Raw genomic sequence first — 11,083 nt, 5'->3', positions numbered from 1 at the left:
AAGGAGAACGGCAAAGCGAAGGTCAAAACAGCTCGATATGCGGACCTTCTCGGACGACGAGGAGCAGGAACTCCACCACTTCCTCCGCAACGGCAACTTCGAGAAAGTCATCGCCTCATCGACGTGGGCGGCCCACCCCGGCGAAGGGGGCCGCGTCCCGGTCAGTGTCGAGTTCGAATACGCCCGTGACGGCCACGGCGGCCATGGTCATCACGACGGTCACGGACACCACGGCGGACATCACGACGGTCACGGACACCACGGTGATGACGACCACGATGGTCACGGTGGCATCACGGCGGGCACGGACACCGCGGCGGCCACCACGCCTACAACTGGTAGAACCACACACGTTTCTCACCACTTTTTTTCGGATAGATAGGACGGAGACCGCGAAAAATCGAACCGCTGGTTGGCTTCGAAACGGAACGTCCGTCGTCAATCGTCGGCGGAGACGGGCGCGCTCCGAACGTCGATTTCACCCGAATCCAACTCGGCTTCCACTTCGCGCGCCGCCTGCACCATGTTCGCCATCTTGCCGTAGGCCACCTCGCGCGGGAGGAGTTTCAGGCCGCAGTCGGGGCTGACGGTGAGCTGTTCGGGGGAACGATTTCGAGTCCCTTCTTGATGTTCTCCTTGATTTCCTCGACGCTCTCGACTTCGGCGGTGTGGGCGTCGGTGACACCGAGCGCGAGGTTCGCGGTGAACTCGGGGTCGCGGAACACGTCGAGTTGCTCGTAGTCGCCGTTGGCGAGTTCGAGGTCGAACTCGTCCACCGGGTAGTCCAGCATCTCGGGGTAGATACGCGAGTAGTCGCCGTAGCAGACGTGCAGGCCGAGATAGACGTCCTCCGGAACGGCGTCGGACTCGTCCGACTGGCCTCCGTTCGCTCCGCTCACGGAGATTCCGTCCGCGATGCGCTCCAGACACTCGCCGACGATGGCGTGGTCGTCCGGCGTCGTCGCCAGCGCCGGTTCGTCGATTTGGATGTAGCGCGCACCCGACTCGACCAGTTTCTTTATCTCCTCGTTCACCAAGTCGGCGAGGTCGTAGGCCAGCGACTCCTCGTCGTCGTAGGCCTCGTTGAAACTCCAACTCGCCAGCGTGTACGGGCCGGTGATGGGGACTTTGACGGGACGGTCCGCCACCTCGCTGGTGAACTCGTACTCGTCCACGAGCCACGTCTCGTCGTACTCGACGTCCGTGACGACGCTCGGCTTGTCGAAGTAGTTGTGACCCCACACCTTCACCGGGCCGTTGAACTCGTAGCCCGAGATGCGGTGGGCGAAGTACTCGACCATCTCGTTGCGCCGCATCTCGCCGTCCACCACGACGTCCAGTCCGGCGCGCTCGTGCTCCTTCGTGATGAGACGCGAGGCGTCGTTCTGTGCCTCCTCCCACGCGTCCTCGTCGAAGTCGGCGTCCGGGTCCTCGTAGAGTTCGCGCGAGCGGTCCACCCACTTCGGCTTGGGGTAGCTTCCGACGATGGTCGTCAGGATGAAGTGGTCGTTGTCGTGGTCCTCCGGACGGAACTGGTTTCGAGCATCGTCTGGCGACTCGCGGGTCGTTCCTCCCCGCTCGTTTTTCGAGTCGCGTGGCGACTCGCCACTCATATTTCCACCTCCTCCAACCGCGCGGCTTCGCCGAGCACGGCCGCCTTCTCCTCGAACTTGCTGTACGGCAGGTAGAACGGTTCCGTGTTCGTCGTGAGATACTCCGTCTCGAACTCGTTGACCGGCGTGTTCTCCTCGAACCAGTCAACACGTTCGGCGACGGTTTCCGCCGATTCGACCAGCGTGTTCTGTCCATCGACCAGACCGAGGGATACGGAGTCCGTCGTCCCGAACTCGTTGATGTTGGAGAGACACCCCTCGTGGTCGGTCACGAGGTCGTAGCCGAGGGCGTCGATGTCGGCGTCGAGCACGTGCGCGTGAACCTTCTCGGTGAGCGAGCCAAAGTAAGGCTGTACCACCACGTCGGCGTCCGTCGCGTTCGCAACAGCGTCGATGGCTTCGCTCGCCCGGGCGTCCTCGCCGTCTTCCGGCGGGCTAACCACGAGGGAGGGTTCGAGGAGGAACAGCGTTTCGACGGACGGGAAGGCTTCGACTTCGCCCGCGAGGAACTCCGCGACGGCGGCGAGGAACTCCTCGTCGTCGCCGTAGTATTCGTCCGTTGCGAGGTCGGCGAGGGAGTAGGGACCGGGGAGAACGGCCTGCACGTCGTCGGCGAGTTCCGCGGCGGATTCCAGTTCTGCGGCCACGTCACCGTCGAAGTCGAGTTCGTCCACGACCACCGGGTCGCGATAGAAGTTGTTGTTGTCGTAGTACCGCACGATGCCCCCCGTTTCCACGGAATCGTGAACCGTGAGCGGATGCGCGAGCATGTCGTCCCAGCGGAGTTGTCCCTCGACGATTCGGTCGAGTCCAGCGTCCTGCTGGACCGCGACGACTTCCGAACGAGCGTCGTCGTACACCGCGGTCACCTCCGGCCCCTCGTCGCCGGAGATGAGGTCGTGTTTCTGGTGACCCTTCAGGTCTGAGAGGTCGTCCTTCGCCCAATCCGGGAGCGGGAACAACCCCGTCGTCGTGGCGATTCGCTCAGTCATGTACGGGAGGCTAAGATATGCCGGTGTTTAATATTTTCCGTTCGGGAAAATAACTGTGGATAATTATCTGACGAGTTTCAGAATCGTCAGCGTCTCGAACGGGAACGACTCGTCGCGGAGCGCAACGGCGCTAAATCCATTCTCACCCGCCCGCGAGACGACCTCCTCCACGCCCGAGAGACTGCTGACGAGGAGGAACACACGTCCACCCGGTGCGAGCACCCGCCCGACCGCATCGAGGAACGGGTCGATGACTTCCCGACCCGACTCGCCGCCGGAGAGGGCGCGTTCCATCCAGTCGTCGCGCTCCTCGTCGGGGTCGGTCGGCAGATACGGCGGGTTGAACAGCACCGCGTCGAACGCCCCGTCGCGGAACGGCGACACCAAATCCGCCCGGACCGCCTTGACGCCGCGCTCGCGTGCGTTCGCGCAGGCGTGTGGATTCACGTCCGCTCCCACGACGCGGGCACCCGTCTCCTCGGCCACGTACTCCGAGACGTAGCCCGACCCCGTGCCGACTTCGAGGACCAACTCGTCCCCCGCTATCTCCTCGGCCGCCACTTCGGCGAGGAGGTGTGAATCCTCCGCCGGTTGGTACACCTTCGTTTCCGTTCCGCGTCGTTCCGCGAGGTCCGTCATTCGTTCTCTCCTCCGTCGTCGGATTCCGGGCCGCCATCGTTCATATGCCCGTCGGTCGGGCCATCATCAGTCGTTCCGCCGTCGGTCGCTCCGCCGTCCGCGGTCGCACCGAATTCACGCGTCCGTTCCCGTTCCTCCGCGACCCGAAACCCGCCCGTCTCCGCGCGACCCGAAAGTTCGCGCTGCGGGAAGGGAATCTTGATTCCCTCGCGGTCGAACGCCTCCTTCACCGCGTTGATGACCGTCGTCTTCGCCCGCCACTTCCGCCGGGCGCTGGGCTTGTCTATCCAGAAGCGAAGTCCGAGCACGACGGCCGAATCGCCGAGTTCCTTCGTCACGACTTGCGGCGACGGCACGGCCAGCACGTCGTCCGGTTCGCGCATCACCTCCTTCGCCACGGCCGCGGCCCGCTCGACGTCCGCCTCGTAATCGACGCCGACGTCCACCTCCAACCGCAACCGCCCCTTCCGACTCCGGTTGATGATGGTACTCCCGCCGACGATATCGTTCGGAATCATCACGTACTCGCCGTCGAACGTCTGAATCCGCGTGTTGACGATGGAGATGTCCGTCACGATTCCCTCCTCCTCTTCGATTATCACCCAATCGCCGATTTCGAACGGCCGGGCGAACATCAGCATAAACCCGGCCAACAGCGACCCGAGCGTCTGCCGGGCGGCCATACCGACCACGATTCCGAGGAACCCCGCACCGACGAGCAGACCGGTGATATCCACTTCCCAAACACCGAGGACGGCGGTTAACCCGACGACGTACACGCAGACCTGCGCGACGCGGACCATCACTTGTGTTTGGTGTTTCGAGAACGCGTCGCGCCCCCTGATCACCCGCTGAATCCCTTGCCGGATGAACCCGGCGACGACGTAGGAGGTTGCGAGCAACGCAGCTGACGACCCGACTTGGAACGCCGTCGCCATTTCGACACCGAAATCCGCCTGCATGATGAGTTCCGTGTTGATTATCTTCCACGTGAAGGCGAGTGTCGTGGACGCGAGCAAAAGGAACACGCAGACGAAACCGACGACGATGACGTTTGCTAGCGAATTGGGCACTCGCTCTTGCAAACGCGGACGGGCGTACCATGCCACGGCGAAAAACGCGATGAGCGCGAGAATGACGAACGCGGAGGTGAAGATCCGCATGTCGAACCAACTTTGCCGTCCGACCTGTCTGAACAACCTCTCCGTCTGGGCGAGCGGCAGTCCTTCCATCAACCACCACCTCGACCCAACTCGTCTGCGACCCGTGCCATCGCGGCGAACTCCACGGGCGACACCTTCCCGGCGCGCTTTCGGAGGATGTCCTCGTCCAACACGTCGTCGTCCGGGGACTCGAGCGCATCGACGACGGCGTCCGGATCGTCGAGCCCCGAGATGTGGGCCGTGTTCCGAATCCCGTTTCGAATCGTCTTTCGACGCTGGGTGAACACCGCCTTCACGAAGTCGAGGAAGAACGCCTCGTCGTCCACCTCGTACTCCGGTTCCCGCGGAACCGTCCGGACGACTGCGCTCTCGACCTCCGGTTGCGGCGCGAACGCCTCGCGCGGGACCGTCTCCACGACGCGCACGTCGGCGTAGTGCTGTGCCGTCACGGAGAGTCGCCCGTAATCGTCGCTTCCAGACTCGGCGGCCATGCGCTCTGCGAACTCCTTTTGGAACATGAGGAGCATCGGCTTTCCGAGCGGGAGGAGTCGAAACGCGATTTCGCTCGAAATGCCGTACGGAAGGTTGGCGATACAGGCCGAGAAGTCGGGGAGTTCGACCGACAGCGCGTCACCCTCCACGACCGTCAACCGCCCGTCGTCGCACTCCGCACGGAACTCCTCGCGGAGAAACTCGGCGAACGTCGGGTCGCGCTCGATGACCGTCACGCGGTCCGCGGCCGCGAGCAGACGGTCCGTGAGGACACCCGGCCCCCCGCCGATTTCGAGGACGTGCTCCAGATTCATCTCGTCGGCGTACGTCGGTATTCTGTCCACAACTCGGTCGTCCACGAGGAAGTGTTGGTCGCGGTTCGGGTCGCCCCGGACGCCCGCACGTCGAATCAGCGCGTCGGGGTCCCTCGTACCGGCTTCCTCGGGTGGCGAGCGTTCCATCGTTATCCTGTCTACCGGAGCGAGCGGCGTAAACCCACCGAGTTCCGACCGGCGTTGGTTAGCACTCGTCGAAGCGAGACGAGAGAGCGGAAAGCGAGTGGAAAGCGAGTGGGAAGCGAGCGAAAATCGAAACCCCGCTCGCGTCAGTCGTAGCGGACGAACGTTCGATACTTCAAATCGTCCTCGCGGATCTCTTCGAGGATGCGCTCCACGAGAACGTCCTCCGGGTTGTGAAGTCCGGACACGCGGTCTTCGAGGTCGTCGAAGCTCTCGAACGGTTTCCGTTTCCGCGTTTCGAGCACGTGGTTGCGCAGTTTCTTCCCGATGCCGGGGAGGAGGTTCAACTGGTGGAGACGGAGGGTTATCGGTTGGGCGTCGTTGTAGAAATCGACGAACCGCCGTTCGTCGCGGTCCACGATGTCCGTGACGGCGTGTTCGAGTTCCGACTGCGCGGCGGAGGTGAGGTCACCGTACGCGACTTCGCGCACGTTGGTGACGTTCTCGCGGGCCGCAGGGGGTTCGATTGGAATGCTGTCGCCGATACCGACGCTTGCACCCTGTTCGAGCACGAGTTCGAGGAGATGGAAATCGGATTCAGTCAGGACGTACGCGACCGGTTCCTTCTGGTACTGCGGACGGTCGTCTTCCGCACGACCGTGTGGCAGGAAGTCGAGCACCACAGCCGACGCTTCGCTGTCAGTCTCGGATTCACTCATTGCACTCGAATACGGTGACGAGCAACTTAAAGAATCGGTGAAGCTACTCGTACTTCGCCACGACGTTCAGTATCCCGTCCAGCTCGTCACCCGAGAGGGTGAACCGCTCCTGCGCGTAGACCGCTCGCAGTTCGTCGCGGTCCTTCGGCAGGAGGTCGGCGATCTTGTACGCCGTCGCCTCGTCCACTTTTTCGAGTTCGAGCAGCTCCCCGACCAGTTCGCGCGACTCCTCGGCGTCGAGGACGGCGAACCGGTTGACGTGTTCGATGGCCCGGGAGAGGTTGTAGGGCATCTCGCGGGTCTCGTCCAGCGCGCGTTCGCGCTCGATGTCCGCGAGGAGTTCCTTCGCCTCCGGCGTCGTGAGATACTCCTCGTCGAGCTTTTCCTTGAAGATAGTCATAGCTTACTTCTGTTCGCGGAGGTGTGCGGGCTGGGTGATGAGCGTCTTGTCCTTGCCGCCGTCGTTGATGATGACTTTGTACGCTTTGCCCTGCTTACCGACGACCTCACCCGTGCGACCGTTGAATCGCGGGTGGAAGCGACCTTTGCGGACGCTCGGGTCGATTTTGAGGTGGACTTTCTGTCCGTTCTCGTACTGCTGGACGGCGCGCTGTGGTGGGGACGTACCACGGTCTCGGGGGTTGTTCGACAACTTTTCGCGGGTAGTGTTGTACGGTCCGTTCGAGCTCGGCATAGTCGTATGACGCTCTTGTTCAGTGACGGTTATAAAAGATACGTTCCTCCTCGCCGAGACACGAACCTCGCGGGTCGGTTTGGCACGGGACCGGTGGCGCAGTCACCCAACCGGGAAGCCCATCACCACCGCTGGTGGACCGCATCGGCAACGTACTCCTCGTAGACCTCCCTGACGCGCTCCGTCTCCTCCGTCGTGAGCGGCGGGAGCGAGGCGGCGATGACGTTCTCCCGAACGTGCTTCGGGTCCGTCGAACCCGGAATGACGGTCGAAACGGCGTCGTGGTCGAGAATCCACCGAAGGGAGAACTGCGCCATCGTCGCGTCCTCGGGTACCAGCGGTCGGAGTTCGTCCACCGCTTCGAGGCCGCACTCGTAGGGCACACCCGCGAACGTCTCGCCGCGGTCGAACGCCTCGCCCTCGCGGTTGAAATTCCGATGGTCGTTCTCCGGGAACTCCGTTTCGGCCGAGAGGTTCCCGGTCAGCAACCCGGACGCCAGCGGAACGCGGACGATGATTCCCACGTCGCGGCGCGCCGCCTCGTCGAAGAACAGTTCCGCGGGGCGCTGGCGGAACGGGTTGAAGATTATCTGCACCGTCTCCACACCCGGATACTCGATGGCTTTCAGTCCCTCCTCGACGCGCTCGACGCTCACGCCGTAGTGGTCGATTTTCCCTTCGGCTTTCAGGTCGTCCAGCGCGTCGAAGGTTTCGGGCTGGTAGTACACGTCCGTCGGCGGGCAGTGCAGTTGGAGTAAATCGAGCGCGTCCGTATCGAGATTCGACCGACTTCGGTCCACGAACTCCCGGAGGTTCGATTCCGTGTACCCGGACGCGTCGTGCGGGTCGAGCCTCCGTCCCGCCTTCGTCGCCACGGTGGGGCGCTCGTCCGGGTCGTACTCGGCGAGCACGTCGGCGATGACGCGCTCGCTCCGTCCGTCGCCGTACACGTCCGCCGTGTCGAGGAACGTGATTCCGGCGTCGATGGCGGCACGAACGGCCTCGTGAGCCGCTTCGTCGGACACGTCGCCCCAATCCGACCCGATGTTCCACGTTCCCATTCCGACTTCCGTTACGTCGTAGCCCGTCGTTCCGAGCGCGCGTTCGTCCATGCTTCACGGCACGTGGTCCCGGTACATGCCTCTTCTTCCTGAGCGCGAGACGAAAGGATAACCCTCCTCCGGTTCGTCCCCTCGCGCATGACCGACAGCGACGATTTCAGGTTCGAAACGCGGTCCATCCACTCCGGACAGGAACCCGACGAGGAGACGGGCGCGCTGATGACGCCCATCTACGCCAACTCGACGTACGTACAGGACGGGCCGGGCGACCACCGCGGCTACGAGTACTCGCGCACGGGCAACCCGACGCGCACCGACCTCGAATCGAACCTCGCCAGCCTCGAAGGCGGCGAATACGGTCGCGCCTTCTCCAGCGGGATGGGAGCCATCAACACCGTCCTCAACCTGCTCTCCTCGGGCGACCACGTTATCGCCAGCGAGGACGTGTACGGCGGCACCCACCGAATCTTCACGCAGGTGTACGCCGACTACGACGTCGAGTTCTCCTTCGTGGACATGACCGACCCCGACGAAGTGGCGGACGCGGTGCGCGAGAACACCGAACTGCTGTGGGTCGAAACGCCGACCAATCCCCTGCTCAACGTCGTAGACATCGCGGCGATGGGCGACATCGCGGCGGACGCCGACGCGCTCTGTGCCGTGGACAACACCTTCGCCACACCATACCTCCAGCGCCCGCTCGAACTCGGCGCGGACATCGTGTCCCACTCGCTGACGAAGTACCTCGGCGGGCACTCGGACGTGGTTGGCGGCGCGCTGATTACCAACGACGCCGAGTTGGACGAGAAAATCGGCTTCTATCAGAACAGTGTCGGCGCGACCCCCGGCCCGCACGATTGTTTCCTCGTCCTCCGCGGAACCAAGACCCTCGGCGTGCGGATGGACCGTCACTGCGACAACGCCCGCGACATAGCCCACTGGTTGGACGACCACGACGCGGTGGACACCGTGTACTACCCCGGCCTCGAATCGCACCCGAACCACGAACTCGCCGCGGAGCAGATGAGCGACTTCGGCGGTATGGTCAGCTTCGAACTCGACGCCTCGCTGGAGGAGGCCGCCGACGTGGTGTCCGAGACGGAGGTGTTCACCCTCGCCGAAAGCCTCGGCGGCGTCGAATCGCTCATCGAACAGCCCGCGACGATGACCCACGCCGCGATTCCGAAGGAAGAACGACTGGCCGCCGGACTCACCGACGGCCTCATCCGCGCCAGCATCGGCATCGAGCACGTGGACGACCTGAAGGCGGACCTCCAACAGGCGTTCGACGCCGCGCTGAAGTAGTCACTTCCTCTATTTTCCGCGGTTGCGGAATCGAATGCCGGAGCCCAACAGTACTCCAAACCGGAGCACGTAGCGTCGTGCATGGAACTGACCGACCACGTGTACGCGTTTCCGTTGACCTTCGAACGCGGCGACCGCGAGACAGTCATCTACCCGTCGGGCGTCGAAACCGAAGACGGTTTGATTCTCCTCGACGCGGGGTTCCCCGGTCAGACGGACGATTTGGCCGACGCACTCGCCGACCACGGCTTCTCGCTGGACGACGTGGAGACGCTGCTTCTGACCCATCAGGACGGCGACCACGCGGGCGGTGCCGAGGACCTCCTCTCCCGAACCGACGCGACCGTCGTGGCTTCGACCGATGACACACCCGCCATCGAGGGCGACAAGGACCCAATCAAATCGAGGGGCGACCGCTATCCCCCCGTTCCGGTCGATGTGCAGGTCGTCGATGGCGTCACGTTCAGAACCGAGGCCGGACCGATGCGCGTCGTCGAAACGCCGGGTCACACGCCCGGCCACGTCTCGCTCGTCCTTTCCGAGGCGGACCTCCTCATCGCTGCCGACGCCACCGTCGCCGACGAGGACGGCCTCGTCGGGCCGAACGAGCGGTTCACGCCCGAGTGGGAGCGAGCAATCGAGTCCCTCGGCACGCTCGCCGACTTCGGGACGAGTCAGGTCCTCTGTTATCACGGCGGGTTCGTCGAGGACGCCGACGTCGAGGCGACGTACCGGTCGCTCACGGAGTGAGAAAAACGAAACGAAAAGTGGAATTATATCCGACCGACGTTCTGCACGTCGACGCTCTCGACGCCTTCGACGTTCGAGAACGACTCCTCGACGGCTTCCGTACCACCGGCATCGTCGGGGACGATGACCGTTGGCAGGAGCGCGACGAGACCGAACGCAACGTCGTCGCGTTCGAAGCCGTTGATTTTCGCACCCTCGGGGAGCGAATCTTCGAGTTTCTCTTGGAGGTCGTCCAGGTCGATCTCCGGGCTCTGCGGCATTACCTTGACTTTAGCTGCTACTTTTCCCATGGTTTACGGTCCGAGGAACCCACAGTCGGGGCACTCGTAAAGGTTGCTCTGTTTTCGGCACTTCGCACAGCGGTAGATCGTCTGCCCACAGTCGGGGCATTTGAACGACGCGGCGTTCGTGCCGGAGATGTTAATCCCGCACGAGACGCATTTTCGCGCTTGTTTTTGGGTCTGACTCATACACCCACGTTCCGCCGCGCGACTTTTAACGCTTCCCTTTCGGGGTTCGAGACGGCGTTAGAACGCGCCCGTCTCGACGGTCGTCTCGGCGTGCAGGCTCTCTTTCACCGCGTCGTGAACCTTGCAGAGTTCGAAGGCGCGGGCGATGACGTCCTGTGCCGTCTCGTCGTCCGTCTCGGCTTCCCACTTGATGTCGAACGTCACGGCGTCGAGTTTGTCGTCGTCGTTCAGGTCGCCGCTCACGTCGATTTCGATCTTGCCGAGGTCGCCAGCGCCGCGCTGCTCGCCACCAACGCGAAGGGCAGGAACGTAGCACGAACCGTACGCGGCGAGCAGTGTTTCGAGCGTGTCCGGGGCGTCCTCGCCCGTCGCGTCGATGGTGACGGAGAAATCGCGGACCTCGTTCTCTGCGCTGTATCCTGCTTCCGACGTGGTAGTGACTTCTGGCATTGCAATTTCCACGTTCGCCGCAACACTCCTAAGGCTTGTTCTTCCGGCCGCGCTTGTCGGAGTGAAGATGTACGACCGTGAAAGATAGTCGTCGCGAGGAGTTGGTCGGAATCATCGATATTTATTACGAGCTACGTTTGGTCGTTCTGCGATTGTAGTTACTGGAAACCGACCACCTCGAAAGCCCCCACCCGCTCGTTGACTCGTGGTCGGTATTGCCGTGACTGCAAGTACAGACGTCACTGAAACCGCACCGCCACCGCACCACGTCCACCCC

The 11,083-nt window shown here is 63.2% G+C and carries 13 protein-coding genes and 2 pseudogenes; 3 read left to right on the top strand and 12 right to left on the bottom strand.

Features of this window, described 5'->3' with window-relative positions:
- A pseudogene (locus BG842_RS03350) lies at positions 1 to 382 on the top strand (hypothetical protein); the annotation flags it as partial.
- Positions 383 to 438: 56 nt separating this feature from the next.
- Here BG842_RS03350 and BG842_RS03345 read toward each other — a convergent pair.
- The 9 genes and pseudogenes from BG842_RS03345 to BG842_RS03305 all read right to left on the bottom strand — a co-directional run bounded on the left by BG842_RS03345 (position 439) and on the right by BG842_RS03305 (position 7,882).
- Positions 439 to 1,613 (bottom strand): annotated as a pseudogene (locus BG842_RS03345) (methionine synthase).
- Positions 1,610 to 2,605: a hypothetical protein gene (locus BG842_RS03340; RefSeq protein ID WP_007978767.1), complete on the bottom strand. Its 996-nt coding sequence runs from the start codon at positions 2,603 to 2,605 to the stop codon at positions 1,610 to 1,612. The pseudogene BG842_RS03345 and the gene BG842_RS03340 overlap by 4 nt, the downstream one beginning before the upstream one ends.
- A gap of 63 nt (positions 2,606 to 2,668) precedes the next feature.
- Positions 2,669 to 3,244, bottom strand: a complete 576-nt coding sequence (locus BG842_RS03335) for a HemK2/MTQ2 family protein methyltransferase (protein ID WP_069449676.1) — start codon at positions 3,242 to 3,244, stop codon at positions 2,669 to 2,671.
- Positions 3,241 to 4,476 (bottom strand): mechanosensitive ion channel family protein, encoded by a 1,236-nt coding sequence (locus tag BG842_RS03330; RefSeq protein ID WP_069449675.1) that lies wholly within the window; start codon positions 4,474 to 4,476, stop codon positions 3,241 to 3,243. The genes BG842_RS03335 and BG842_RS03330 overlap by 4 nt, the downstream gene beginning before the upstream one ends.
- The gene (locus tag BG842_RS03325) at positions 4,476 to 5,360 is read right to left on the bottom strand and encodes a 16S ribosomal RNA methyltransferase A (RefSeq protein WP_069449674.1); all 885 of its coding nucleotides are present in this window, start codon (positions 5,358 to 5,360) and stop codon (positions 4,476 to 4,478) included. Before BG842_RS03325 ends, BG842_RS03330 begins: the two co-directional genes overlap by 1 nt.
- A 143-nt stretch (positions 5,361 to 5,503) precedes the next feature.
- Complete coding sequence (locus BG842_RS03320; RefSeq protein ID WP_007978771.1) at positions 5,504 to 6,076, bottom strand: DUF655 domain-containing protein; 573 nt, start codon at positions 6,074 to 6,076, stop codon at positions 5,504 to 5,506.
- A 43-nt stretch (positions 6,077 to 6,119) separates the two neighbouring features.
- Positions 6,120 to 6,476, bottom strand: a complete 357-nt coding sequence (locus tag BG842_RS03315) for an RNA polymerase Rpb4 family protein (protein ID WP_069449673.1) — start codon at positions 6,474 to 6,476, stop codon at positions 6,120 to 6,122.
- 3 nt (positions 6,477 to 6,479) lie between these two features.
- Positions 6,480 to 6,770 carry a 50S ribosomal protein L21e gene (locus BG842_RS03310; RefSeq protein WP_069449672.1) on the bottom strand — a complete coding sequence of 97 codons (291 nt, stop codon included), beginning with the start codon at positions 6,768 to 6,770 and terminating at the stop codon, positions 6,480 to 6,482.
- Positions 6,771 to 6,892: 122 nt separating this feature from the next.
- Positions 6,893 to 7,882: an aldo/keto reductase gene (locus tag BG842_RS03305; protein ID WP_069449671.1), complete on the bottom strand. Its 990-nt coding sequence runs from the start codon at positions 7,880 to 7,882 to the stop codon at positions 6,893 to 6,895.
- An 87-nt stretch (positions 7,883 to 7,969) separates the two neighbouring features.
- Here BG842_RS03305 and BG842_RS03300 point away from each other — a divergent pair, with 87 nt between their 5' ends.
- Positions 7,970 to 9,136: a cystathionine gamma-synthase gene (locus BG842_RS03300; protein WP_069449670.1), complete on the top strand. Its 1,167-nt coding sequence runs from the start codon at positions 7,970 to 7,972 to the stop codon at positions 9,134 to 9,136.
- An 81-nt stretch (positions 9,137 to 9,217) separates the two neighbouring features.
- Positions 9,218 to 9,886, top strand: coding sequence for an MBL fold metallo-hydrolase (locus BG842_RS03295; protein ID WP_069449669.1), 669 nt, complete (start codon positions 9,218 to 9,220; stop codon positions 9,884 to 9,886).
- Positions 9,887 to 9,909: 23 nt separating this feature from the next.
- Here the strand turns inward: BG842_RS03295 and BG842_RS03290 are convergent, their stop codons facing one another.
- The 3 genes from BG842_RS03290 to BG842_RS03285 are packed head-to-tail and all read right to left on the bottom strand — an operon-like array spanning position 9,910 to position 10,806.
- Positions 9,910 to 10,176, bottom strand: a complete 267-nt coding sequence (locus BG842_RS03290) for an elongation factor 1-beta (protein WP_069449668.1) — start codon at positions 10,174 to 10,176, stop codon at positions 9,910 to 9,912.
- A gap of 3 nt (positions 10,177 to 10,179) precedes the next feature.
- On the bottom strand, positions 10,180 to 10,356 hold the full coding sequence (locus BG842_RS27035) for an HVO_2753 family zinc finger protein (protein WP_007978781.1): 177 nt from the start codon (positions 10,354 to 10,356) through the stop codon (positions 10,180 to 10,182).
- A 57-nt stretch (positions 10,357 to 10,413) separates the two neighbouring features.
- Positions 10,414 to 10,806, bottom strand: a complete 393-nt coding sequence (locus tag BG842_RS03285; protein ID WP_069449667.1) for an OsmC family protein — start codon at positions 10,804 to 10,806, stop codon at positions 10,414 to 10,416.
- Between the last annotated feature and the right edge of the window lie 277 nt (positions 10,807 to 11,083).

The sequence above is a fragment of the Haladaptatus sp. W1 genome, assembly GCF_001723155.1.
GTDB classification, from domain to species: Archaea; Halobacteriota; Halobacteria; order Halobacteriales; family Haladaptataceae; genus Haladaptatus; species Haladaptatus paucihalophilus.
This window is presented reverse-complemented; position numbering and strand designations above follow the sequence as displayed.